Below are 25806 nucleotides of genomic sequence, written 5' to 3' on the forward strand. Positions count from 1 at the left end.
ACTGCTTATGGCCGACGATTCGATGGCTTAGTCTTGAGAGTTGAAAGATCAGCGTTTGATTTAAAAGTGAGAATAACCAGAGATGTCCATGCCGCTTGGCGTTAGCCTTAATCCCCATGAGCCCGCAGATCAGCTCTCGCATATTGCCGAGCGGTTTTCAGCAGCAGCCAAGAGCTATCAAGAGCATAACTGTTTGCAGCGTTTAAGCGGTGCGAGTTTGTTGCAGGGATTTGTAGCCAAGGGCGCAATTCTTGATATTGGCGCAGGGCCGGGGACTGATTTCGCTAACCGAGCAATGGGCGAGGAGATGAGGGTTTATGCACTCGATATCGCTTTGGGCATGCTGCAACAGCTTAACGCGACTTACCCTTATCAACAGTGTGTTTGCGGTAATGCCGAGCAATTACCCTTTGCCGATGCGTGCATCGATAATATTTACTCCAATTTAGCTCTGCAGTGGTGCCATGATTTTTCGGCGGCAACCAGTGAAATGGCCAGAGTCTTAACATCGGGTGGAGAAGCTCACCTGAGTATCGTGGCGGCAGGCAGCTTGGCTCAGTTATCTAATCTTGGTTTGAGGGTCAACAGTTTCTTATCTCTTGAAAGCTTACAAGCGGCATTTGACGACACAGATTGGCAATTTCTTGATGTGAAACTCATGCCAATGACCGTCTATTTTCAAGATCTTAAAGCCTTACTCTATTCCATTAAAGGCGTGGGCGCATCGGTGCAATCCTCAGTACAGAGCCTAACTTCTTCTGAATCCGATGCCCATTTAGGTAAATTGCGTGGCCGCCACGATTGGCAGGCTTTACAACAACGCGCAGAGCAATTTCGTGAGGCTCAGGGCCTGCCTTTAACCTATCAGATCGCCCAATTTCGTGTGCGTCGCCAAGGCGGCTCGGTATAAATCTCTAGCAACGGTTTGGCGCATAGTTGGCCAACAGATTAACAGGTAAAAGGCATGTTTTTTGTAACAGGAACAGATACCGATAGCGGTAAAACCTTAGTATCGACTGCACTCTTGACCGCATTCAATCGTGAAGTTCTGCGCGCAGGGTTTTCGCGCTCAAGTCTTGGGGTAAAGCCTGTTGCCTCAGGCTGTGAAATCACTGAAAAGGGTTTGCGTAACAGTGATGCATTAAAACTGATGTCGGCTTCATCCCTTAAACTGAGCTATGAGCAGGTGAATCCGATTAGTTTTGAATCTGCGATTGCACCGCATATTGCAGCAAAACAGCAGGGAGTTAATTTATCCCCCGATGCTATTTTGGCCAAGCTTGATCGTGCGGCGTTTGCGCAGGCGGATTTTTGTTTAATCGAAGGAGCGGGCGGTTGGCGTTTGCCTTTAGGGGAAGGGCGCTACTTATCTGAGTTGGTACAACAGCTTAATTTACCGGTCATTCTTGTGGTGGGAATGAAACTCGGTTGTCTAAATCATGCGTTATTAACTCAAGAAGCGATATTAGCCGATGGCTTAACGGTCGCAGGTTGGGTGGCAAACTGTGTCGATCCCAATATGAGTGTGTTCGATGAAAACTTAGCGTCGCTTAAAGAGATGATGGTATCGCCTTTTCTCGGGTGTATTCCACATCTTAAGCAGGCGGATGCGGAGCATGCCTCCAATTTTATGAATATTCAGCCCTTATTGATGAAATAAGCTTATTCAAATAATAAGTTTGATATCAAAACAGAGGCAATATCGCCTCTGTTTTTATTGGCATAGTTTCAAAATATTGTGATTATAACTTAACGCGATAGCCAATATTAAAGGCAATATCGGTGCTGTTATCCATATTGAAATAGTTTTCAACAATAGAAAACTCTATTGCACTGGTATCTAAATAGTAACGGTAGCCGAGTAATATTTCGTTAGAGGCTTTTGAAAAATCATTTTCGGTTTCGAGTAAGCCCTGATAGTGATGTAATTCAAGCAACCAGCCATGGCGACTCGTTAAATATTCATAACCGAGATTGACGGAATAAGCATGATTATCGTAGCTTATCCCCGAAAGAACCTCATTACCCTGCCTAAAACTAACAGCTGCGGTAGAATGAACATGATGTTTTTCATAACGAAAGCTGTAATTAAGCTGTAACGCTTGTTCAAAGCTTTCATCTTCAAAGGGGCCTGAGTCGACATAGTTATAATATAGGCTGCCTCCTAAAGATAAGCCCTGATATTGGTTTTCAAACAATTGGTAGCCAACATAAAGTATGACGACATTATTGAGGTTTTCGCCTGAGATATTTTGCTGATTAACGCCATCTTTAGAAAATATTTGATTTTGATGTTTAGCGGCATCTTCACGACCATTTTGACTAAAACCAAATGCATCATGAAACCACATAGTTACTGAGTCTAAGTGATTATCGCCACTAAAACGCCAGTGATAACTGGTATCTATCATCCATTTATCATTGACTTGCCAAGTCAGTCCTCCTTCAAGGGTGTTGTGATAGTAATCGGCAAAATAGTCATCGGTTTCAGCCCAAACACTGGCTGCACTTGCGGATAAGTGCAGCTCTTTTTGACCTTCTGGTAACGAAAACCCTGATCTTAACATCGGTGTTAAACTGCCTGCTTGGGCCGGTGATTGCGCATAGGTGCGTAAAGGACCATAGTCACTAAAATCGACGGCAGTTGCCAAGACATTCGGGGGAAACAGTAACGAAAGCGTGAGAACTGATTTCAAGTGTGAAAATGGCATAACATAAATATCCGTCTAGATGATGAGTCAGCTAGATTTGATAGGTTGAAGAAACTTAGCATTATCAAGCGAGATTAATGGAGAATATTAAGATGAATGTTAACCTTTATCGCCATGTTAGCATCTTGTTTACATGTTAAATCAGCAAATAGCTGAGTAATACTAAGGCTAGCCAAAATGCTCGTCCAATCATTGGTAATAAATAATATAAGATAAGTAACGTACTTGTAATTAACAATATTGTCGTTGGCTTACGAAAATACGCAGCATTTAATGTAGGTAACTTCATTTTTTCTCTAACATATTGATGATGCGAAAAATAACTAAACACTGAATAGGATGAGCACAATAGGTAGATATCTTATAAAAACGTAGCTTGTGTGAATATTCAGTTTTTTTGAGAGGCTAATATAACGCCGTAGGATTGGGGTGTAAATGTTATGAGATGCTAAATAGGATTCAAAAACTGGAACTGAAAATCCCTATTTTTGTTAGAGAAAAATAATCCTACTTATTCCGAAAAATACTGTGATAAGTTATCGGAAATATTAAACTGCTTAACTGTAAGGTTATTATTATGAGTGTGGAAATATTGATTTTACCCATAAAAAACGCCGGATTTCCGGCGATTTTTATGGTGTTAAGCAAAGCGCAAATCGAGTCTTAGTTTATCGACCTAGGGCCAATCATCACTGTTCCAGCGATATAGCCAAGTAGCGGCGACAGGTTTTTCATCTTTACGCAATTGAATGCGCAATTCTGCCACATTGGTACTTTCAGGCTCAAACGTAATGAAGATCCGAGCACCATTAATTTCAGGGTGAGCTACTATCCGAGATGAGAGGATTTTACCCTTACTGATACTGGCATCAATTGTAATTTTTTCAATATCTTGTGGTTTGATATTGCTGTAGTCGATAAGGAGTTCTTTGCCTTTAGCCTGTTTTTGTCCCTTAGAGCTACGAATTACCCGTGCTTTGTTTGTAAAACTAGGGCTGTCATTAGACGCTGTAATTCGGTAGGAATAGCGATAGGGCTCAGCCTGCTTTAATCCCCCCTGAGGTTCCCAATAGGCGACGATATTATCATTGGTTTCGGCGCTTGATGGAATTTCAAGCAGTATTAATTGCCCTTTACCCCAATCGTTTAATGGTTCAATCCATGCAGAAGGACGTTGTTGGTAGTTCGCACCAAGATCTTGATAGTAGTCGAAGTTACGATGGCGTTGGATTAAGCCAAAACCCTTAATATCTTCGTCACCAAAGGCACTGATTTGCAGTTTGTTTGGGTTATTGAGTGGTCGCCATAAACGCTCACCGTTACCTCGATCAATTTGTAATCCTTCAGAGTTATGTACAGCAGGACGATAATCGGGTTTGTCAGGCGTATCTAAACCACCATAAAGAAACATGGAGGTCAGTGGTGCTAGGCCAACGTGGGCGATATCTCGGCGCGGAAAGAGGGTGACATCGACGTCAACTCGTGTCGGTGCTCCGGGATAAATACCAAAGCGATAGGCACCTGTAACACTCTGACTATCTAACAATGCGTGTACCACAATCGCTGTTTGATATTTAGAGGGCCGCTCTATCCAAAAACGTTTAAATAAGGGATATTCTTCACCTTTAGGTTGGGCAACATCAATGGCTAACCCGCGGTTTGATAATCCATAGGTTTGGCCCTTGGATAATGCACGAAAATAGCTTGCCCCTTGAAACATAATGAACTCGTCTTTGACTTCATCGTCATTGATAGGGTAATGAAGTCGAACGCCTGCATATTGTCCTACCTGCGTGAGCAATTTCTCAATGGTATCATTGGGCACACTAAAGGAAGATTCTGTTAACTCGATAGGAAAAGCTCGGCTGTTTTCAACGACATCAATATCCACCAAATTTTTGTATAAAAAACCGGGCGCAAAAAGTTGCACTGAAAACTTAGTGGGTGTTCCGCCCCAAATCGCAGCGTTTTCTTGATAATTGATCTTGCCATAAGTGGCGTAATCTAAGTCGATCAGTTCCTTCGGAGCCTTTCTAGCTTCTTTGAAGGGTTTTTGAGCCAGTTGCTGTGCTAACTCAACGACGGTGTCATGGGAGAATGCCTTAGCTTTTTTATCATTGCTTGCATTGGCGGCATAGGCGGGGGCTAAACTACTGATGCTCATTATGCCGGCCAGTATAGACCCAAAAAAAAGTGTTAATTTGGTCTTTTTATGACCGTTCATCGGGGTTGAATGGTTCAATGTTGAATGCAGTCGCAAAATGAAAACTCCTCACTTGGATGGACCAAGGGTAAAAAAATACTCCTGTGCCTTGGTCATAACTCCCTAATTTTAAATAACTTAGAAAATTTGTTTCAGAATGTAGCTAGGGGTAAATGCAAAAATTAATCTTGTTTATCAAGGTGTTCGACAACGAAATTAGTGCAGATACTTAAGTGGTGCAAGTTTTTTCTCCTGCGGGAGATATGCCGATCCTTGCATGATGAAAGGATATTGATAGCGGGCAAGGTCAATAAATCAGTCTAGTTTTTTGTCGCGTTCAACTCTTAAAGGAGCGGCATTTGCATGTTAAGTGGTTAGCTTAGTGTGAATGTTACCCTATTTACCACGATGAATGCCGCTAACGAGATCTTATTTTAGCAAATGAGATAAATCGCTACCTACGGGAATAGGGAGCTCCTGCTGTTCGCCACAGAATAAATAGGCAGGATTATCACCCAACAGTGATAAAGTGTCTCCCTGTCGCCATAGCGCACTGCCTTCAACAATGCCAATGACGGGCGTGTTCGGATCGACACGGGTAAATTCGAGTAATCGCTGAGCTCGAGTTTCACCGTTATGTCCTGGTGCACGGTAGTTTGAATAATGTGGATTTACCTGAAAAGGCACTATGTTTAGGGCCGCGAATGATGGCGGTTCAATGATCGGCATATCGTTAGTTGTACGAATGCTTAATCCAGATACATTTGACCCTGCGCTCCAACCAATGTAAGGCTTACCGCTAAGGACTTCATTACGAATAAGCTGCACAAGATCGTACTTATACAACTCATGCAAAAGATGAAAAGTGTTGCCGCCACCAATTAAAATACCGTCGGCATCTTTAATCGCTTGGCGCGGATCAGGGTGTTGATGAATACCACTAATATCGAGTTTAAGCTCACTGAGTCCCGTCACTACAGAGGCTAAGTAGGTGTCGTAGCTCATGCTTACCCCTGCATAAGGGATAAAAATCCATTTTTGTGCGTGAGCGGTAAGTGGTTTGATAAAAGGCAGCGCATGGGAAAGATAAGGCGTGTCACCAACACGTGAACTGCTTAGCAGTAGGGCATTAACGGTCATTTTTTTATCCTTAAATCTCAGAATGTGCAGGCATGTTAACAAAGTTTAATTACGATAAACATAGATAAACACACATGAATTTGGCTGTAACACTGACAGCGCCTAGATTTAAGTTTGGCTTAATAGACTGTCCCTAGACTCACGAGCCATGAAAGGCTGTGTCTAAATTGAGAGAAAAATTAGCGATTAGAAAAACTCTTACCTTTACCCCTTGAATTTCGATTAATTGGACATATTATGTCTTTGAACAAAATAAATGGCACCTTTGTGCCGTAAAGGAGCTGATATGAAGCGTATATTTTTATTGATTGCGACTAACCTAGCCGTGTTGCTAGTAGCCTCAATTGTAATGTCTATTCTAGGCGTGAATACGTCTACTATGGGTGGACTCTTAGTGTTCGCTGCGATTTTTGGATTCGGCGGAGCCTTCATCAGCTTAGCGATTTCAAAATGGATGGCGAAAAAGACCATGGGTTGTGAAGTAATCACCACCCCACGTGATAGCACTGAGCGTTGGTTAGTGGAGACGGTTGCCCGCCAAGCCCAGCAAGCTGGGATTAAAATGCCAGAAGTGGCAATTTACCAATCGCCGGAGATGAATGCATTTGCAACTGGCCCAAGTAAGGACAACTCATTAGTTGCCGTGAGTACAGGTCTGTTGTATGGCATGAGTCAAGACGAAGTCGAAGGCGTACTTGCCCACGAAGTAAGCCACGTCGCTAACGGCGATATGGTCACTTTGACCTTAATCCAAGGCGTGGTGAACACCTTTGTAATCTTCGCGGCGCGTGTTGTTGCAGGCATTATCAACAACTTCGTCTCGAGCAATGATGAAGAAGGCGAAGGTTTGGGCATGTTTGCTTATATGGCAGTGGTATTTGTTCTTGATATGTTGTTTGGTATTTTGGCATCAATTATCGTGGCTTACTTCTCACGTATTCGTGAATACCGTGCCGACGAAGGTGCAGCTCGCTTAGCGGGCAAGCATAAGATGATTGCAGCACTTGAGCGTTTACGCCAAGGCCCAGAAAGCTCAGCAATGCCAGCACAAATGTCTGCTTTTGGTATTAACGGCAAGCGTTCAATGGCTGAGTTAATGATGAGCCATCCACCTCTAGAGAAGCGTATTGCGGCTTTACAAACTCGTTAATTGAGTCCAAACGTTCACCAAAAGGAGACCTAGGGTCTCCTTTTTTATTAGGGCTTTTCTTTTGCTGATGATTAAGCTAGGGAGGCTTTTAGTTGTAATTGGTAGGTTGTGACAATGTAAAACTCTTATATAAGCATGTGGTTACATGATGCAGCGCACATTTTACCCTTGAGTATATTGATAAAGTTACTTTGCATAAGATTGTGTTGCTTATTACTCAATCCTTAGCTAAGTTAAATCGAGTCGTGCTATTTACATTGGTTGCAAGATGGAAGTCACCCCTGACAAGAATTTCCACTGTCAATCACCATTGGAGGATACAATTGTGAGCAAAAAACTATTAAGTGTGCTTTTCGGGGCAAGTCTTGCAGCGCTAGCGCTGTCGCCAACCGCATTTGCCGCGGATCAAAAATTATCTGACTTCCACGCTGAATCTGGTGGTTGTGAAAGCTGTCATAAAGATGGTACGCCATCTGCTGATGGTGCCTATGAGTTTGAACAATGCCAAAGCTGCCATGGTAAGCTTTCTGAAATGGACGCAGTACATAAGCCACACGATGGCAATTTAGTCTGTGCTGATTGCCATGCGCCACACGATATGAACGTAGGTCAAAAACCTACCTGTGAAAGCTGTCACGACGATGGCCGTACTCCGGCATCTATTCTGAAGAAGTAAGTTTGACTTCAGATTGAGCTTGATAAAACGCCAGCAAATGCTGGCGTTTTTTATGCTCATTGAGTTGACCTCATTCGTCCTTGGGTTGTCCTTGGATCAGTTTTTTGCCGGAAAACATGGCCGAAATGATCCCGGGTTGACGTTTGATTTCGGTATAGACCACTGCAAACACATGCAGCACGATAAGGAGCATTAATAAATACACGGCGTAAACGTGTACTTCACCTGCCAGTCCCTTCATGGGCTTGATAGCATTGGCTTTATCGGTATCTACGCCTGTGGCATCGTAGGGTTTTAAACTACTTGGCTCAACATCCACTGCAGCTAAGTAGCTTTGTACTGTGCTGCCGAGCGGCGGATAGTAAATATCAGTACCTGCGCGGATCAGGCCTGTGATCATTATGGTGACTAGCAAGAGCATGATGGCGAGTACGGCGAATTTCCCCTTAGGATTGTGGCCTAGATACTGGGGATTTTTACCCGCGGCAAGTTCCGCTTTATAGCTTTGTAACTCGGCCTTGCTATTGGCATTGGGGAACATATGACTAAAGCGAGCGTATTTATTGCCCATAAAACCCCAAACCAGGCGGATCAGTAAATTAATTGCAAAGCCATAGCCAATGATGACGTGCAGGGTTTTAAGCCCAATTTTGCCGGAGAGTTCGGTAATGCCTAAGTCGCTGCGAAACATCATCATGCCGCCAACGATAAGCAGGGCGAGTACGAGGATGACATTAATCCAGTGGAACAGACGCGTAGGTCTGTCCCACACGCGATAGGACTGCATTTCAATAGAGTTTGGCTGTGGGTTGGACATAGTATTTCCTTATGATTTGTGTTGATTTGATCTTACGCCTTTCTATTCAAAATAGCGCATTATTTTCAGTTTAAATTCAGCCTTCTGATTGACAATGCTCAGTGCTAAAGTTGCAGAAGTTTTTGATTTGCGTACGGTAAATATTTTTATCGTAAGTCTTTTGAATCTGTTTTATCTAATGCTAATATCGTGTGCACGGTAGACTTGGAAGTCTATTGAACGGATGTTGAAGTGGTATTGAGAGATGTTTCTCCTCTCAAAATGAATAATCGTTAACCAGACAGGGAGTGAGCAGGATGTTCAAAATATTACATTGGATTGTAGTGTCAAGATCGCAAGTTCTGATGGAATTGCTGGCCGGACGCTGGCCGCAGGAGTTTCTCGTTAAGCTGTCGCAAGTCAGCCCGGATGAGATGTGCGATCAAATCAAAGATAACCAAGCCTCTATGGTGGTGATTGACCTTTCCACCGTCGATCTTCAAAAAGCCTATCAATTTCAACGCTTGCTTGCCCGCGAACATCCGAGTGTGCGAGTCGTTTATATCCAGTTCCCTAAACAAGTTGATGCCCGCTTCCTGATGCAAGCCTCGACTACGGCAGGGGTGTTTTATCTGGATGCAGGACTGACTGAAATCAGCCTTGGCCTTTCCAACATCCTGCGCGGACACAGGGTGATCCCTATCCAATTGGTGAACGGGGTGAATGATGACTTTGGACTATTCGAAGATACCGAGCCATTAACCATCCGTGAGCGCGAAGTGTTACAAGCCCTCTTGTCTGGCAGCACTAACCTCGATATCGCGAATCAATTGTTTGTGAGTGAGAGCACCATTAAGACTCACTTGTACCGTGTGTTCCGTAAGATTGGTGTGTCAAGCCGTGGGCAAGCCATTGCATGGGCGCAAACCTACTTACACGATGTGGTGGTGTAACGCGTTGTTGATGGGGCCACTAAGCCAATATTCAATTGAACAACTTAAGAATCAAATAAAAAGGGGCAATCCTCGATACGATTGCCCCTTTTGTGCTTTATGGGTTAAGGACTATTGCATTAAAAACTAATGCATTAAAAATTAGTGCATTAAAGGCTAATAGATTAAAGATCAACGACCTAACCAAGCCTGCAGTTTGTTTTTATCTGTGATACTTAAGGCAACCGTATCCTTAGGCGCCTCTGCAATAATCAGTTCTCCTGTCATCAGTTCATCGCGTCTAAACCAATGCAGGCTTAAGCGTTGTCCGAGTGGGTATTGTTGAAGCTGCGCTTCAAATTGGGCTGTTACCTGTAGATTATCCGCCGCAATTAAGATGTCTCCGGCACTTAAGCCCGCAAGGTGCGCAGGGCTGCCTTGGGCGACAGTCGTCACTTTAAGGCCCATTGGCGCAGCTTGCGTTTTAGCGCCAAAGGCAATCTCATACCCTTTGGCCGAGCCACCGCCGACATCCTGCGCACCATTGCTCGCGCGTAAGGTCAACTCAACCCCAAACTCTGCAAGTAGCGGTGCCAGTGGGATATCGTCGGTATTGTCTAAATAGGCGAAGAGATCTTGGCAATCACGCCCCAATAAGCGTTCAACAATCCTTTGATGGCTTTCGTCTGTGGTGCCTCGGTTTTGCAGGGCATATTCCTGCCACAGAATGGTCATTAGATCGTCGAGATTATATTTTCCCTTGGTCTCGCTTCTAAGGGTTAAATCCAGATACAGGGCAAACAGGGCGCCCTTAGTGTAATAACTGATAATGGCGTTTTGGGCGTTTTCATCCTGTTTGTAGAACTTAGTCCAAGCGTTAAAGCTCGAGTCCTTAATGCTTTGTTTAAAGCGGCCTTGACTGCGATACACCCTTGTAAAGGTTTCGCTCAGCATATCTAAGTAGCTTTGCTCATCCACTAAGCCTGCGCGATAGGTGAGGAAATCATCATAATAGGAGGTGATGCCCTCATAGGCCCACAGCTGTGGCGTATAGGTTTCCGCCTCGAGTTGATAGGGTAAGAAGCATTCCGGCTTGATGCGCTTAACGTTCCAGCTGTGGAAATATTCATGGCTGCAGAGCGATAAATAAGTGCGGTAGTCGTTATTTATCGGCGCATCCATCGACAGCGGTAAATCTTTGCGTGAGCACATGAGTGCTGTCGATGCCCTATGTTCCAAACCACCAAAGCCATTGTCGAGTACTGTCGTCATAAACAGATAACGCTCAAAGGGCGCTGGCGTGCCAAACAGCTTGATTTGATACTCGCAAATCGCCTTTAAATCTTGGCAGAGTCTAGGCATATGGGCGCGGTGGCGACCGTTTAACACGATATCGTGTCTTACGCCGCAGGCTTCAAAACTGGCGTGGGTGAACAGACCCATCTCAACTGGATGATCGATAAGTTCGTCATAGCTTTGCGCGCAAAACTCACCAAAGGCAAATTCATCACCGCTTTGACGTGTCATGCTGGTGGCAAGGCGCCATTCATTTAGGCTCGGCTCGGTCGGCGCCGCCATAGTCACTGTGTGTAAGCCTGCCTCAAAGCCATGGGCGGCTAAAAATACACTGCTGCCGTTAAAGAAACCGTGGGTCAGATCCAGATGCGCGGTGCGTACCGACAGGTCCCAAGCATAAACTTGATAGGTTAAGGTCAGTTGGGTGCATTGATGTTCGACCGACCAGGTTTGTTTATCCAGTTGAATGAGCTTAAGCGGCTCGCCGTTATCGTCTGTGGCTTTAAGGTCGATAATGTTCTTGGCAAAATCCCGCACCATATAACTGCCGGGAAGCCAAGCGGGCAGACTAAAAACTTGCTTAGGGTGGGGCTTTTGTACCGTCATGGTAACGGCGAACAAGTGCGCCTTGGGATCGACGGGAATGATGTGATAGTGGATCATAATTTATCCTGTAAAACCGCTGCGTTTTAATGGGCGTCATGCTGCCAAAAATACGCACAACAGGCAAATGAAACGCAAAATATCTGGAGACACAAAGTGTTGAATTGCTAGTATACTATCCCAATTAACCCAAGGAGGACTCCCCATGGCCGAAGAAACCATTTTCAGCAAAATTATCCGCCGCGAAATTCCCGCCGACATTCTGTATCAAGACGAGCTGGTGACTGCTTTTAGAGACATCTCGCCAAAGGCGCCAACCCATATTCTGATTGTGCCGAATCATTTGATCCCAACCGCAAATGATATGAAAGCCTCGGATGAACCAGCACTCGGCCGGATGATGACTGTGGCAGCCAAACTGGCAGCAGAGGCGGGGATTGCCAAAGACGGTTATCGTTTGATCATGAACTGCAATAAACATGGCGGACAGGAAGTGTACCATATTCACATTCATCTCGTCGGCGGAGAGCCACTGGGACCCATGTTGAGCCAAGGTCAATGAAGGTAAATCCTGAGTTTTTTCCGCTGACTCAAATGGCGCAGCGGTTTGTCGATCAGCTCGCCCAGTGCCGTCGCTTAGGGTTAACCGTGCTCGAAGCCAGTGAGCACCATGTACTGATTGAGTTGCCCTATAGCACGGAGTTAATTGGTTATCCCGATACGGGTGTTATCCACGGCGGGGTGATCACCACCCTGATGGACACCGCCTGTGGCAGCGCGGTGGTGAGTGCTATTTTTCAAAAATATCAATCCTTAGAGATTTCGCCCACCCTCGACTTACGCGTCGATTATATGAAGCCCGCGCAGCCCCATAAACCAGTTTACGGCTTTGCCGAGTGCTATAAATTGTCATCCAATATCGCCTTTACCCGCGCCATCGCCTATCAGGACAGCATTGATGATCCTATCGCCCATGCGGTGGGCTCCTTTATGCGTATCAGCCCTGAAATGGTCGGCGATGCCTTTAGACAAGCCTTGATGGGAGAAGCCGTACCGTCTTTTGGAGAGACAGATGAACTCAAATAAGCCGGCCGAGCCGAAAACCCTCGATGTGCAGGGAATTGTAAAACGCGCTACCGAGTTGAACGACTTTGGTCATCTGCTCGAACATGTGCCTTATGCTAAATTTATTGGCATGAAGGTCGAGCGCTTTGGCGATGAGCTGATTTTCAAACTCCCCGCTAAGGATGACAATATCGGTAATCCCATCCTGCCCGCGATTCATGGTGGGGTAATTGCTGGTTTTATGGAAATGTCAGCCATAGTGCAATTAATGGTGTTTATGCAAACGGCAAAAGTGCCAAAAGTGGTCGATTTCTCGATTGATTACCTGCGAGCAGGCCTGCATAAAGACAGCTTCGCCGAATGTCGTATCACCCGTCAGGGGCGACGGGTCGCCAATGTGAATATCAATTGTTGGCAAACCAATCGTAAGCAGCTTATCGCTACCGCAAGGGCGCACTTTTTGATCGATTAATCGCGAGCGCGGGGCATGATGAGCACGTTAAGCATAAGTTCAGCTGGCGTCGCGTAGTGTCATTGCCCATCCGTTGTTCGGCACCTAGGTTTTTGTGAGTGAGGGAAAACAAAATGAAAGCAATTTACAGTGGATTAATCTTGGCAGCAGCACTGACACTCGGCGCCTGCTCTAATACGGCGGGTATTTCGGTGAACTCACTGGGAGAAACCCGTGTCGATAGCAAGAGTTTCGCCCGTGATATCAGTGTCGATGGGGTAGAGGCGCGCCGCGTCGGTGATCTTATCCAAGGTTCGGCCTTGATCGTCAGCAAGTCCTCAAGCGATATGCGAGTGCAATACAAGTTCACTTGGTATGATGCCAGCGGCTTTACTATCGAAGATGAAGCTACCAGTTGGAAATCGGTGAAATTACACGGCAAACAACAGCTGCAAGTATCGGCTGTGGCACCAAATGCCCAAGTGGTAAAATTTGACGTTTATGTGCGCGAGACCCATTCAAACTAGATGGCTGTTGGATTTGTTGAGTTTGTACCGAGTTTTCTGCATTTTTGAGATAAAAGATATTTTAATAAGACTTACTCTATTCGGGAGTGAGTCTTTTTTATTTGCATAAAATACAATGTGTTAAGTTGTATTTTGTTACTGAGTTTTATAATGCTAAGTGTAAACGTTGCGACAAATTATCCACTTTTAACAAAAAAGGGGTTAAGCAAGAGAAAATCCGGACTTTAGTCCTAAAAATATTTCGTGTTTGAGCACTACTATCTGCATATTACCACATGAGGATAGACCTATGACGGCTCATATTAATGCACAACCCACTGATTTTGCTGAAACTGTTATTATGCCAGGCGATCCACTGCGGGCGAAATATATCGCTGAAACCTATCTTACCGATGCCGTAGAAGTGACTAACGTTCGCAATATGTTGGGTTACACCGGTTATTACCAAGGACAACGCATTTCGGTGATGGGCCATGGTATGGGTATTTCATCTATGGTGCTCTATGGCCATGAGTTGATTAATTTTTTCGGCGTTAAACGTATTATTCGTATCGGCAGTTTAGGGGCGACCCAACAGCATGTCGAAATGCGCGATGTGATTTTAGCTCAAGCCGCTGGCACAGATTCCCCAACGAATGCTAAACGCAGCAGTGGCTACCAAATGGCGACCTCAGCCACTTTTTCCTTACTGCACAAAGCCTATACCAAAGCCAATGAAAAAGGTATTAGCGTGAAAGTTGGCAACGTATTTAGTGGCGATCTTTACTATGATCCCGACGAAGATATGATCCCGGCGCTTGAGCGTTTCGGGGTGTTAGGTATTGATATGGAAGTGGCAGGACTTTATGGCTTGGCACATCAACAGGGAATTGAATCCTTAGCCATTCTGACCGTGTCGGACCACTGTTTAACTGGTGAAGAAACCACGGCGCAAGAGCGTCAATTATCCTTTAATAATATGATCGAGCTCGCCTTAGAAACCGCGCTTAATTAGGGTTAACGCTATCCTTTGTACCCTTAGCATTTCACTGATGGAATGACAAAATGAATAATAAAATCACCTTAACCGCAATTAGTTTTCTCGCTAATTTTATAATGGCGGGCTTTGCCACTCAATTTGGGATGCTGATTGAACCCATAGCGGATAAATTTGCAGCAAACGTGAATGACGTTGCTTCAATATTCTCCTTGCTTAATGGCGGCGCACTGGCGGGGACTATTGCCGCTTTTTTCTTTATTGAAAAATTGGGTATCAAGCGAATTACCTTAATTAGTTACAGCCTAGTGGCATTGTGTGCTGTCGCGTTACATCTTACCGCTTCGCTACAAGTGGTGATGATAGCCATGACCTTGATTGGTTTTTGCGGCGGTGTGGGGCTATGTATTGCGGGAACGATAGTGGTATCAGTGTGGCAAGAGAAATTACAAAGCACCATGCTCGTCGTGCAAGATGCCACATTTAATATTGCGGGAGTTATTTTTCCTTTAATCACAACTTACGCACTCACAAGTTCATTGTCTTGGAGTTACAGTTACTTAGCCGTAGGTTTAGTCGCGTTAGGAACCGTGATTATTACTTTGTTCACTAATTTTTCGCTATGTGAGCAATCATCGAATACGGAAGATAAGCAACAATCTGAATGGAATTTCGGCATTATTAGCGGTGGTATTGGGTTATTTTTAGGTATGTTGGCGCTGTATACGTTTTTAACCTGGGCCCCTTTATTTGTTAAGCAAAAATTTGATATTCCATTTGAAGACGCGGGCAATATTATTACTCAATATTGGTCAGCTGCACTGATTGGTGCGTTAATTTCGACGCTGATTGTGACTCGGGTAAAAATCCACCATTTTCTAGTCGCAATTATCGGTCTTGCTATGGTCATCACCTTTATGATTGTGACAACTGATAAGCTTAATTGGATCGGTTATTTAACCTATGGTTATGGCTTTGTGTGCGCAGCTCTTTACAACGCATTTATTGCTTATGGTGTGTCTTTTGTTAAAAAGGCGAGCAGTAAAAATGTGTCTTATATTCTGATCAGCGGCAGCACGGGGGCGATGTTTAGTCCCGCCATTAGCTCATTCTTTGAACGTATTATTGGATTGCAAACGGTGATGTATGTTATTCCGCTACTTTATGTTGCGATATTTATCATGCTGATTGTTTCAGGCCGAATGAAACCTGCTGCGGCCTAAAGTCCATTTGCGACGTTAATTGATTTGGCCCACTCTTGCGAATAAATAACCTCGAGAGTGGGCTTTTTTTATTTGGTTATATCGCAGCTTCAACGAATTGTTTAAGGGCATTGAGATCTTTAATCCTTATGCCTTCTTTATTGCGTTCAATCAGGCCACGTTCTTCAAGCAACTGTAGTGCCCGTCGGTAAACGCGATCGGTTGTACCAAATCGCTCCGCTTCTAAATAACGCTTACTAAAGCCATCAACGGGTAAATCATTTAAATATTCGTGGTAAATATCATATGCCACGTTATAGCTGATGGGATACAGCAGGCGCCGGGTAAAAATATCGACGGTGTCTTGGTAGTCAATAGCAATGGCGCTGGCAAAAAATAACGCTAGCTGTGGGTGCTGGCCGAGGGAATGTTGTAGTTTTTCGGCGCTTATGACCATGATTTCTAAGGCTTCATTAGCAATAATATCCAACTGGCAGTGATACTGAGTAAAAAACTCCATTTCACCAAAGAGTTGCGAATCACAATCGATAGTCCCCAATTGAAAACATCGACCATTTCTGGCGGTATGGCCAAGCGACACGCGCCCTTGTTTTACCAACACCAGTGAGGTCATGGCTTCACCTTGTGTCATGAGGTGAGCGCCTTTTTTAAGCATTTTAACTTCGCTGATACAGCTGAGTATCACCGCTTCAATAAGGGGATAGTCTTGCTCCCATCGCTGGCTATAACGTCCTTTGGCTAACGGTTTTAGCTGCATTGAGTGTGATCCTCTTATCCTATGTAAAATGGCGGCCTTCTATAACATTATCGTGATAAACGGTCAAATGGGCCAAAGGAGTTGACTGGCGATTTTAGGCATTGGGATTGCGGGCGTTTGGCATAAGATTTTTAACATTGTGTAGAAAGACACGGTTTTAGTGATATTTCAGGATATCGCCGGCACAAGTGTGTCTACTTTATTATTTTCGTCATGTATACTAAGCGCCGCCAAGGGGTGTTTGCCAACATTCGGCAGACTGAGATGTCATCAGACGAACCCTTAGAACCTGATCCGGCTAATACCGGCGTAGGAATGGGCCAATCAACAGCACACTTCTGAATCGCTTATTCGTTGCCGGATCTCAAACATGTATTTGAGGTCCTATGTCTAACAAAAAGTCTAACAACCAATCTTCAATCTTCACGATATCGTTAACTCGTACACCATTAGCGCTGGCCGTCTCTGCGGCGTTAAGTGCGTCGGCATGGGCACAAACTGATGCTATCGACAAACCTGATCCCAATAATGATATGGAAATCATGGTGGTTACGGCGGATTTTCGCAGTGCCAGTCTAGAAAAAATGCCTTCAAGCATTACCGTTATCGATGCCCAGCAAATTCAAGATGAAAGCGCCCAGCACTTTGAAGATGTGATGAACTCCATCGCTAACTTTAACTGGTCAGGTGGTAGTTCTCGCCCCAAGTATTTTCAGATCCGTGGCGTGGGTGAGCAGGAGCAATATCAAGGCGCACCTAACTCATCCGTTGGTTATATTGTTGATGATATAGATTTATCCGGTATCGGCATGGTGTCGAGCATGTACGATCTGCAACAGGTTGAAGTGTTACGCGGCCCGCAGGGAACCCGCTATGGCGCCAATGCGTTAGCGGGCTTAATTTACCTTAAAAGTAATGACCCAACCGATGTGTTTGAACATGGCGCTGAGGTTTCTTTAGGTAATGACGATCTACAAACCTTCAGTGGTTTTAGCTCTGGTCCCTTAAGCGATTCCGGCAAATTGCTGTACCGTGTGGCACTGCAGCAACATCAGCAAAACGGTTATCGCGATAATCTGTATTTAAATAAAGAAGATACTAATGGCCGTGATGAATTTACTGGCCGCGCGAAATTACGCTGGTATGCCACCGATGATCTGCAACTGGATTTAACTCTGCTGCATGCCGATTTTGATAACGGTTATGATGTCTGGAGTTTGACCAACGATCCGACAAACACCCTATCTGATCAACCGGGTGTCGATAGCCAGCGCACCACCGGCGCAGGTTTTAAAGCGACATATTCTGGGGCAGAGCAGTTTGAGTTGACCTCGCTGACGTCATTTGCCAATACCGATCACCACTATAGTTACGATGGCGATTGGGCAAACCCTGAGTATTGGGCATCCAAGCAATGTGAGGATGAGGGCAATCTCGCCCCTTGTCAGTACGATTACTTCTGGGACAAAACCGGTCAGCGTAAAACCTTATCCCAAGAGTTCCGTTTAAGCTCGACCGACCAAGGCCGTATTTTTGCAGACTCAACCGACTGGTTACTTGGGGTTTATGCGATGAACCTTAAAGAAGATAACCAACTGTATTCTGAATATAATACTTGGCCTGATGAGGTGTTAGATTCTGAATATGAAGCAACCAATTACGCCGTATTTGGTCAGCTGGACACAGATTTAGGTGCTGACTATGCCTTGTCTGTTGGGCTGCGTGTGGAGCGTCGTAATAGTCATTACTCCGACACTAACAATGATAATTTTGATCCGAGTGAAACCATGTGGGGCGGCCATATTGCGCTGAGTAAAGTGCTCAATGAGTCCCACAATGTCTACGCCCGTGTGGCGCGAGGTTACAAGGCTGGTGGTTTTAATATGACCTTGCCAGTCGAACTCAATGATAAAAAAGAGTTTGATACGGAAACCTTATACAACTACGAAATCGGTTTAAAATCCCATTGGTTTGAAGGGCTTATCGATACTAATCTGGCGCTGTTCTATATGGATAGACAGGATCAGCAAGTGGCGGCTTCCCAGCAAGATCCTAATAAGCCACAACGGTTTATTCTCTACACTGAAAATGCGGGTAGCTCAAACAACTACGGTGCCGAGCTGGATGCAACTTGGTATGCCACGGATAATCTCCAGTTTTACTCAAGCCTTGGTTGGTTACAGACTGCTTACGGTAATTACCAATATCAAGATAAATACGGTACTGATGTGGATTTAACGGGGCGCGATCTGGCCCATTCACCGCACTTAACCTATAGCCTAGGCGGCACTTATCGTGCGAATTCGGGTTGGTTTGCCAACTTGAATATGAGTGGTAAGAGCGAGTTTTACTACTCAGACAGTAACGATTCGCGCTCCGAGCCATATACTGTTGTGAATGCGCGTTTAGGTTATGAGGCAAGTGCGTGGTCAGCGTATTTATGGGGCCGCAACCTATTTGATGAAGAATATGGCGTTCGTGGCTTCTATTTTGGTAATGAGCCCGATAATGGCTGGGCGGAAAAACAATATATCCGTTACGGCGATCCACGCCAAATTGGGGTAACACTGAACGTTAAGTTTATGTAGTACCCAAGCTAGCCGCGCTGTGGAGAGATACTTGAAGTGCTATGCTATACCGTTTCACGGTGCGGCTATTTTTATAATAAGTATTTGAAATAAGGATTGAAGATGAAACTGACCGCCGAAATTAGCATGTATCCTTTTAATGAAAACTACCTCGATCCAATTAAATGGTTTATTCATCGTTTAGACAGTTATCCCACGATTCAACGTGTTACCAATGCGATGGCGACCCAAGTGTGCGGCGACTATTCGGACGTGATGGCGATGCTGGCCACCGAAATGCAAGCCGCCCATGAGAAGTGGGGCAAAGCCGTGTTTGTGTGTAAGTTTATTGGTGGCGAGCTAAATTTAGCCCACAGCGAGTAGCGCCTTTAATGAGCTAAGCCACTGCGCGATATCAGTGGTTAAGCTAAGGCTGACTCACACAATTACGGCTCAAGCCTACAGGTTTTTAGAATGCGATTTATCGTGAGAGTAAGGCAATGACAGATTTATGGTTAACGCTAGTCAATAGTGTTAATGCCGCCCTTGGGGAAGTCCATGTGATGACCGCGTGGGAAGCACTTGCTGTGGTATTAGCCATGGCGTATTTGCTACTGGCAATGAAGGCAAGCGTATGGTGCTGGGCCGCGGCATTTACCAGCACTGCCATTTACACTGTGTTGTTTTGGAAAGTAGCATTGCTGATGGAGTCGATGCTGAATATCTATTATATGGGCATGGCACTTTATGGCTATTGGCTTTGGACTCAAGGTGGTGATAAACATCAAGGCGTTAAGGTGACCACTTGGCCGCTGAAAACCCATTTAAAGTTGATTGCAGCTACGGCGCTAGTTTCCCTTGGTATTGGTCATGGTATGGCGACCTTTACTCAAGCTTCTTTTCCTTATCTCGATGCTGCGACCACCTGTTTTGCGGTGATGACCACCTATTTAGTCGCCAAAAAAGTGTTGGAGAACTGGCTGTATTGGGTCGTTATCGATCTGGTGTCGATTTACCTCTACTTGAGTAAAGGCCTTATGCTGACCTCATTATTATTTGTGCTTTATGTGGGGTTAGCTGTTGTGGGCTATTTCCTATGGCGCACCGCACTGGCCGAGAGTCGTCTCAATCTTAATGGCGAACGTGCCGCTAAGTTACTTGGTTAAGTGATGACAAATACTGATATGGACCAACTGCCAACACCTAAGATCTTAACTGCAACATCAGTGGTAAGCCGTTAATGCAGCCGTTATCTGCTGAGGTGTTTGCAAGGCTGGTTCCGATATTACGCCAGGCAGGGCTAAGCCATATCACGCATATCCATGAGTTGGCGGGTGGATTAAGTAATCATAACTATCATATTCAAACACCTGCGGCACAATACGTGTTACGTCTTAATGCCGATGCCGCCGACCGGTTTTGTTCTCGAGAGCAGGAGTTGTTTTATTGGCGTAATCTGGCTAAGGCAAAGCTTGCGCCTGAGCTGATATGGGCCAGTTGCGATCATCGTTACTATGTAAGTGCATTTATCGAATCACAGGAGATTGCCTGTCGAGTTAACGTTTCTCGGACGCCGGATATGCTCGGCGACGGGGCTGATTTTTATCACGCGGTTAACTGGAACGACTTGGAATATCAGTGTAGTGCGGCCGAATTCATCCATGGAGAACTGTGGGTGCAAAGGTGGCTGCAAGCGCATGCTGAAAATCTTGAGTGCGCATTATACGAGACTCCCACGCCTCAGTCTTTCGCCGCAGAGTTCACACCGCTGACATTACTTGAATTCCAGTGCCCAAATTATGCACATTCTCTATTGCAGCAATTATTGCAACAGCTACGCTTGCAATCCGCTGGGCCTTATCACATCAGCGTGACAGAGCAGTGGCAGCAATATCATCAGCAGTTATTAGCCTTTGCTGAAACCGATAAAGGTAGCGCTTGGCAGACGCGGTTGGACTCATTGTTGGGCTTACAACCGCAAATTCATCGTTGGACAAACGCGTTAGCCGATTGTTTGGTGGCGGCGCAATTTTGCCATCGAGACTTAAATCCGCATAATCTGCTGCTAAAGGATAACCGGCTGTATTGTATCGACTTTGAATACGCCACTGCCTCTCATCCTTTATGTGAGCTGGCCGCTGTGCTGGCAACCCACAGATTAACACCAGCGCAGCGGCATATTTTAGTACAGCAATATCTTGCAAAACATCCAGGCCTCACATCCACCGCGATCACGGCGATTCCAGCTGCAATTGAAATGTATTGGGTGTTTGCGCTTTACTGGGCGCTACTGATGGCGGCGCAAACCGATGTAGAGCGTCAGCAGGCGTATCTTGCTTGGTTTGATAGCTTTTGGCCGCTGGTAAGCCAAGACGCTTAAACACATCTTTACGCTTCCACACTTAGTCAAAGATGCTTGCACCCATAATCCTCTGTAAAACCACTTAAGCAAAACAGTTAAGGTCAAACACTGCGTGATGTTTACTGCTATGTTATTGATGCAACTTTTTGTTAACTTGGGTGTCGTAGGATGACAAAGAGAGAAAGGACGCAAATTGATGAAAAAAACCTTGTTGCTGTTGGTATTGGTGTTTGGGGTATCCGCGTGTTCGACTAAGTTTAGTTACCATTTTCTGGATTGGGCTATCGGTTGGGAATTAGATGACTATGTCACTTTAGATAAAACTCAGCAAAAGAGTATGGATCGGCTTATCGAAAAGTTTGTGCGTTGGCATCAATCTGAAGAGCTTGCTCACTATGTGGCGCAGTTAACCGAAGTTGAACATCTCATTCAAACCAATACCTTAACCCCTGCGCTTTGGGCTGAGCATGTCACACTCGCCAAGCGGCATTGGTTTAGGTTATTTGAGTTTGCGCTACCTGACATGTTGCCGATCATCGCATCATTAACGGATTCTCAGGTAAAGCAAATTCTTACCCAGTCTCGAAAAGACGAGCAGGAATTGATTAAGGAATTTGCCGGTAAAACTCCAGAGCAGTTACAACAAGAGGCTGATGAGAATATTATCGAGCAATTCGATGACTGGCTGGGGAGCGTAACGGATGAGCAAAAAGCGCTTATCCATCAATATAATCAACAGCGGCTATCCACCCTAGATATGTGGCTCGACTACCGCCATGAATGGCTGCGCCAATTTGAGGTTGCCCTTGGGCAGCGCAGCGATATTCCGCTGCTGACCGAGCGTTTGACGTTGCTGATGACACAGCCAGACGAGCTTAAATCAGAAAAACACCGCGCTATTTTAAGGCAAAACACCGAGGCCTTTGGGGCGTTATTGCTGGCCATTAATGCTAGTTTGACACCTAAGCAGTCGAAACATTTTTATAAGAAGCTGAACAAGCTTATTCAAGATCTTCGCGAATTAAATCAAGAGGGAATCGAAAAGGCTGTTAAGACTATGAAAGATTAATCCTGGTGACAAGGTCTATTGAGCAACGTCATTTTGTTGAAGATATAGCCCATGTCCCTCGTTTCATTTTATCAAAAATCACTCAATGCTAGCCGTCTGTTTGATGGACTCGCACCCTTAGCCCTTAGGCTCTATCTTGCACCTGTACTGATGCAGGCGGGGTATAACAAACTCGCACATTTTGAAGACACCGTCGCTTGGTTTGCGAATCCCGACTGGGGGCTGGGTCTACCAATGCCGACATTAATGGCTGCGCTGGCGGCGGGCACTGAGTTTTTTGGGGCGATTTTGTTATTACTCGGATTAGCCACGCGACTGATTTCTATCCCGATGATGATCACTATGCTGGTGGCCGCTTTTACCGTGCATTGGCCGAATGGTTGGCTGGCAATTGCCGATGGCAGTTCATGGCTGGCAAATGAGCGGGTGCTCGAGGCGGGTGACAAGCTGGATAAGGCCAAATCCCTGTTGCAGCAATACGGCAATTACGATTGGTTAACCAGTTCAGGTAACTTGGTTGTATTGAATAATGGAATTGAGTTTGCGGTGACCTATTTCATTATGTTGCTGGCACTCTTAAGCCTAGGAGGTGGGCGTTATACCAGTCTTGATTACGTTATCGCTAAGCGTTATGGCGTAAAGTAAGCCGAGCGACGTTGCCTATAAACGCTTTCAATCCCACTTTTACGTGGGATTTTTAGTACCTCTTTAGCCGCAATTTGCTATGCTTGAGCCAATTTATACGCACCCATTTATAAGAATAGGGATAATCACTTGGACGCTATCGAACTTTTACTCACCCGCCAATCTACTCCAAGATTAACCGCGCCAGCACCCAATGAGCATGAGCTTAAAATCATTTTAGATGCGGCGATTCGAGTGCCGGATCATGGCGCGTTAGCGCCGTGGGAATTTATTATTGCCTCGGGCAAGGGTTTAGACACCTTAGCGGATATCTATGTTAATGCCGCCAAAGCCAGCGGCGCCGATGAAGATTTTATCAACAAAGCCAAAGGGATGCCGATGCGTGCGCCCATGGTGATTACGGTTGTAGCGAAAACCCAACAACATCCTAAAGTGCCAGTGCTCGAGCAGCAAATTGCAGCGGGCTGCGCTACGATGGCAATGCAGCAGGCCGCGTTTGCCTTAGGATTAGGCGCAGTGTGGCGCACGGGAGATTTTGCCTTCGATGCCAATGTGAATGCAGCATTAGGCTTAGCGCCAGAGGATCAAATCGTCGGCTTTTTATATGTTGGCACCCCAGCGGTAGCCGCACCGAAAAAACCGCAAAAGGATGGCAGCCAGTACGCCCGTTACCTATAACCTAGTTTATCCCCTCTGAATGGGAGTCCTTAGTATGCAAGTTGCCCAAACCCCAAGATTACTGCTGCGGCAGTTAACGCCCGATGATGCGTCATTTATTTTGGTGCTACTCAACACCCAAGGATTTATCGACAATATCGGCGATAAAGGAGTGCGTAGCTTGCAGGACGCCAAGGATTATATCGCTAATGGGCCTGCTATCAGCTATCGCGAGCATGGTTTTGGGTTATTTGCCGTGGTACTGGCCGAAAATGGTTTTCCGATTGGGATCTGCGGGTTAATTAAAAGACCCACGCTGAAGGATGTGGATTTAGGTTATGCTTTTTTGCCTCAATATTGGGGCAAAGGCTACGCGTTTGAAGCCGCTAGGGCATCACTGGAATTCGGTAAAACCTTAGGGATTGAACGGATTGTCGCGATTGTCAGCCCACATAATCAGGCCTCTAAGTCGCTGTTGAATAAATTAGGCATGTCGTTTGAAACCGAGTTGCAGCTAACGCCTAATGCCCCCCCAGTTGAATTATTTTCCTGATAAATTCGAAGCACTCAAAAAATGAGGCCCCAACATTGGGGGCCTCATTATACGATTAACTAACGTTACTTTTTACTGAAACACTATCGCTGGAATGGATATACGCTCCCGAGTTTCATAATTTGAGTGAGCTCATCTAGCGCGGTGCGTGATTCGATAACTAATTGCGGATCGGCTAAATCCTGGGTCGATAAGCGGTCGCGATAGTGCTTATCTACCCAAGCGTTTAAACGTGCAAATAAAGCATCGTTAAGTAAAGTGTGTTGATTTACTGCGGCAACTTCGCGCTCATTCATGGCTACCCGTAAACGTAAGCAGGCTGGGCCGCCGCCATTTTGCATGCTTTGTTTCACATCGAAATACAGCACTTGTTTGATTGGCGTATTTAAGGTGAGTAGCTCATTTAAATAAGCATAAACAGCGGGGTTTTCTTGGCAGTCGGTTGGGGCAATGATCGCCATCTCTCCTGAGGGGAGAGTGATGATTTGGGTATTAAATAGATAACTTTTCACCGCATCGTTAATCGCCACTTTGGCGGTTGGAACTTCGATAAAATATAACTCGGTATCGAGTTTGCGTTTTATTTCATCCAATTTTGCCTGTGTATTTAAAAATGCTTGCTCGTGGTAAAAAAGCACATTTTGGTTACCCACGGCAATCACATCATTGTGAAATACGCCTTGATCAATCACGTCGGGATTTTGTTGAATAAAAACGCAGTTATCCTCTTCGAGTTGATGCAATCTTGCTATCGCCATCGAGGCCTCGAGGGTTTGTCTTGCCGGATATTTCAGTGGTTTAGGAGCATGAGGATTTGTCGCCTCTTGTCCATAAACAAAGAGTTCAACCCCAGCATGGCCGTATTCCTGACACAGGCGAGTGTGGTTCGCTGCGCCCTCATCACCGAAGCTATTATGCTCAGGTAAATGATTATGGTGATGAAAATAGTGGGGATCATTGAAAGTTGCTGTTAAGATGCGCCCCGTTGTGATGGGCTCGATGCTGCGATGCAACTTATCGACTAGATTAGCGGGCGTGAAATGCAGTTTACCGTCACGGGTGTCGGCACTGGGTGACACGGTAGCCGCATTAGCCGTCCACATGCTTGAAGCACTGCAACAGGCATTAAGTAGTGCAGGCGCGGTTTTAGCGGCTTGTTGTAAAACTTGGGCATCGCTGCCAGAAAAACCAATTCGGCGCAGCGTGTTAAGGTCGGGGCGCTCTTGTGGCGCTAACATGCCTTGGATCATCCCTAAATCAGCGAGTGCTTTGGCTTTTTGCAAACCTTGTTTAGCGGCGGCTTTAGGATTAGAGACTAAAGCGGCGTTGTTGAGTGAGGCCACATTGCCAAAAGACAAACCGGCATAATTGTGGGTTGGCCCAACGAGTCCGTCGAAATTCGCTTCAAAGTGCTTCATTGCATATCCTTGTGATAGGGAAGGTTATT

Annotated in this window: 26 protein-coding genes and 1 riboswitch; of the genes, 19 read left to right on the plus strand and 7 right to left on the minus strand. The window is 45.4% G+C overall.

What is annotated here, in order from left to right; translation table 11 throughout:
* Positions 1–82 precede the first annotated feature (82 nt).
* Positions 83–910: a malonyl-ACP O-methyltransferase BioC gene (gene bioC, locus AEA42_RS17370; RefSeq protein WP_037427486.1), complete on the plus strand. Its 828-nt coding sequence runs from the start codon at positions 83–85 to the stop codon at positions 908–910.
* 54 nt (positions 911–964) lie between these two features.
* On the plus strand, positions 965–1660 hold the full coding sequence (gene bioD / locus AEA42_RS17375; RefSeq protein ID WP_055648398.1) for a dethiobiotin synthase: 696 nt from the start codon (positions 965–967) through the stop codon (positions 1658–1660).
* 82 nt (positions 1661–1742) lie between these two features.
* On the opposite strand, the gene AEA42_RS17380 is transcribed toward bioD, so the two are convergent.
* The 3 genes from AEA42_RS17380 to pepE form a co-directional block, all read right to left on the minus strand.
* Positions 1743–2711 (minus strand): DUF3187 family protein, encoded by a 969-nt coding sequence (locus AEA42_RS17380; RefSeq protein ID WP_055648399.1) that lies wholly within the window; start codon positions 2709–2711, stop codon positions 1743–1745.
* Between the two features lie 676 nt (positions 2712–3387).
* Positions 3388–4971, minus strand: coding sequence for a glucan biosynthesis protein G (locus AEA42_RS17385; protein WP_055648400.1), 1584 nt, complete (start codon positions 4969–4971; stop codon positions 3388–3390).
* Between the two features lie 372 nt (positions 4972–5343).
* Entirely contained in the window at positions 5344–6054 is a 711-nt protein-coding gene (pepE, locus tag AEA42_RS17390) for a dipeptidase PepE (RefSeq protein WP_055648401.1), read from the minus strand.
* Between the two features lie 286 nt (positions 6055–6340).
* Between pepE and htpX the strand changes: the two genes are divergently transcribed.
* Both htpX and AEA42_RS17400 read left to right on the plus strand, forming a co-directional pair.
* Positions 6341–7204, plus strand: a complete 864-nt coding sequence (gene htpX, locus AEA42_RS17395) for a protease HtpX (RefSeq protein ID WP_037419467.1) — start codon at positions 6341–6343, stop codon at positions 7202–7204.
* Positions 7205–7529: 325 nt separating this feature from the next.
* Positions 7530–7880 carry a cytochrome c3 family protein gene (locus AEA42_RS17400; RefSeq protein ID WP_037419470.1) on the plus strand — a complete coding sequence of 117 codons (351 nt, stop codon included), beginning with the start codon at positions 7530–7532 and terminating at the stop codon, positions 7878–7880.
* 70 nt (positions 7881–7950) lie between these two features.
* Here AEA42_RS17400 and AEA42_RS17405 read toward each other — a convergent pair whose 3' ends face one another.
* Positions 7951–8697, minus strand: coding sequence for a cytochrome b/b6 domain-containing protein (locus tag AEA42_RS17405; protein WP_023267886.1), 747 nt, complete (start codon positions 8695–8697; stop codon positions 7951–7953).
* Positions 8698–8993: 296 nt separating this feature from the next.
* Between AEA42_RS17405 and AEA42_RS17410 the strand changes: the two genes are divergently transcribed.
* Positions 8994–9629 carry a LuxR C-terminal-related transcriptional regulator gene (locus AEA42_RS17410; protein WP_011717426.1) on the plus strand — a complete coding sequence of 212 codons (636 nt, stop codon included), beginning with the start codon at positions 8994–8996 and terminating at the stop codon, positions 9627–9629.
* A 171-nt stretch (positions 9630–9800) separates the two neighbouring features.
* Here the strand turns inward: AEA42_RS17410 and AEA42_RS17415 are convergent, their stop codons facing one another.
* The gene (locus AEA42_RS17415) at positions 9801–11567 is read right to left on the minus strand and encodes a PDZ domain-containing protein (protein WP_055648402.1); all 1767 of its coding nucleotides are present in this window, start codon (positions 11565–11567) and stop codon (positions 9801–9803) included.
* Positions 11568–11712: 145 nt separating this feature from the next.
* On the opposite strand from AEA42_RS17415, the gene hinT reads away from it, so the two are divergent.
* The 6 genes from hinT (at position 11713) to tsgA (ending at position 15749) form a co-directional block, all read left to right on the plus strand.
* The gene (hinT, locus tag AEA42_RS17420; protein ID WP_011623075.1) at positions 11713–12069 is read left to right on the plus strand and encodes a purine nucleoside phosphoramidase; all 357 of its coding nucleotides are present in this window, start codon (positions 11713–11715) and stop codon (positions 12067–12069) included.
* A complete protein-coding gene (locus AEA42_RS17425) occupies positions 12066–12593 on the plus strand; it encodes a PaaI family thioesterase (protein ID WP_037419477.1) in 528 nt (175 codons plus the stop codon). The genes hinT and AEA42_RS17425 overlap by 4 nt, the downstream gene beginning before the upstream one ends.
* Positions 12580–13044: a PaaI family thioesterase gene (locus AEA42_RS17430; RefSeq protein WP_037419481.1), complete on the plus strand. Its 465-nt coding sequence runs from the start codon at positions 12580–12582 to the stop codon at positions 13042–13044. Before AEA42_RS17425 ends, AEA42_RS17430 begins: the two co-directional genes overlap by 14 nt.
* A gap of 113 nt (positions 13045–13157) precedes the next feature.
* The gene (locus tag AEA42_RS17435; protein ID WP_037427468.1) at positions 13158–13550 is read left to right on the plus strand and encodes a YcfL family protein; all 393 of its coding nucleotides are present in this window, start codon (positions 13158–13160) and stop codon (positions 13548–13550) included.
* A gap of 289 nt (positions 13551–13839) precedes the next feature.
* Positions 13840–14544: a purine-nucleoside phosphorylase gene (deoD, locus tag AEA42_RS17440; protein ID WP_037427467.1), complete on the plus strand. Its 705-nt coding sequence runs from the start codon at positions 13840–13842 to the stop codon at positions 14542–14544.
* Positions 14545–14594: 50 nt separating this feature from the next.
* The gene (gene tsgA / locus AEA42_RS17445) at positions 14595–15749 is read left to right on the plus strand and encodes an MFS transporter TsgA (RefSeq protein ID WP_037427466.1); all 1155 of its coding nucleotides are present in this window, start codon (positions 14595–14597) and stop codon (positions 15747–15749) included.
* 76 nt (positions 15750–15825) lie between these two features.
* Here the strand turns inward: tsgA and AEA42_RS17450 are convergent, their stop codons facing one another.
* On the minus strand, positions 15826–16506 hold the full coding sequence (locus tag AEA42_RS17450; RefSeq protein WP_037427464.1) for a Crp/Fnr family transcriptional regulator: 681 nt from the start codon (positions 16504–16506) through the stop codon (positions 15826–15828).
* A 223-nt stretch (positions 16507–16729) separates the two neighbouring features.
* Positions 16730–16839, plus strand: a riboswitch (TPP riboswitch).
* 53 nt (positions 16840–16892) lie between these two features.
* Here AEA42_RS17450 and AEA42_RS17455 point away from each other — a divergent pair.
* The 8 genes from AEA42_RS17455 to AEA42_RS17490 all read left to right on the plus strand — a co-directional run bounded on the left by AEA42_RS17455 (position 16893) and on the right by AEA42_RS17490 (position 24359).
* Entirely contained in the window at positions 16893–19094 is a 2202-nt protein-coding gene (locus AEA42_RS17455; RefSeq protein WP_055648403.1) for a TonB-dependent receptor, read from the plus strand.
* Positions 19095–19196: 102 nt separating this feature from the next.
* Positions 19197–19457 (plus strand): hypothetical protein, encoded by a 261-nt coding sequence (locus AEA42_RS17460; RefSeq protein ID WP_037427460.1) that lies wholly within the window; start codon positions 19197–19199, stop codon positions 19455–19457.
* Positions 19458–19573: 116 nt separating this feature from the next.
* Positions 19574–20239: a nicotinamide riboside transporter PnuC gene (gene pnuC, locus AEA42_RS17465; protein ID WP_037427459.1), complete on the plus strand. Its 666-nt coding sequence runs from the start codon at positions 19574–19576 to the stop codon at positions 20237–20239.
* A gap of 74 nt (positions 20240–20313) precedes the next feature.
* The gene (locus tag AEA42_RS17470) at positions 20314–21453 is read left to right on the plus strand and encodes a phosphotransferase (protein WP_037427456.1); all 1140 of its coding nucleotides are present in this window, start codon (positions 20314–20316) and stop codon (positions 21451–21453) included.
* A 178-nt stretch (positions 21454–21631) separates the two neighbouring features.
* The gene (locus AEA42_RS17475; RefSeq protein WP_037427454.1) at positions 21632–22504 is read left to right on the plus strand and encodes a DUF6279 family lipoprotein; all 873 of its coding nucleotides are present in this window, start codon (positions 21632–21634) and stop codon (positions 22502–22504) included.
* A 51-nt stretch (positions 22505–22555) separates the two neighbouring features.
* Positions 22556–23149 (plus strand): DoxX family protein, encoded by a 594-nt coding sequence (locus AEA42_RS17480; RefSeq protein ID WP_037427453.1) that lies wholly within the window; start codon positions 22556–22558, stop codon positions 23147–23149.
* Between the two features lie 129 nt (positions 23150–23278).
* Positions 23279–23827 carry an NAD(P)H nitroreductase gene (locus AEA42_RS17485; RefSeq protein ID WP_037427451.1) on the plus strand — a complete coding sequence of 183 codons (549 nt, stop codon included), beginning with the start codon at positions 23279–23281 and terminating at the stop codon, positions 23825–23827.
* Positions 23828–23861: 34 nt separating this feature from the next.
* Complete coding sequence (locus tag AEA42_RS17490) at positions 23862–24359, plus strand: GNAT family N-acetyltransferase (protein WP_037427450.1); 498 nt, start codon at positions 23862–23864, stop codon at positions 24357–24359.
* A gap of 83 nt (positions 24360–24442) precedes the next feature.
* On the opposite strand, the gene astB is transcribed toward AEA42_RS17490, so the two are convergent.
* Positions 24443–25777 carry an N-succinylarginine dihydrolase gene (gene astB / locus AEA42_RS17495; RefSeq protein ID WP_037419515.1) on the minus strand — a complete coding sequence of 445 codons (1335 nt, stop codon included), beginning with the start codon at positions 25775–25777 and terminating at the stop codon, positions 24443–24445.
* Between the last annotated feature and the right edge of the window lie 29 nt (positions 25778–25806).

The organism is Shewanella sp. Sh95, from assembly GCF_001308045.1.
Lineage (GTDB): Bacteria > Pseudomonadota > Gammaproteobacteria > Enterobacterales > Shewanellaceae > Shewanella > Shewanella xiamenensis.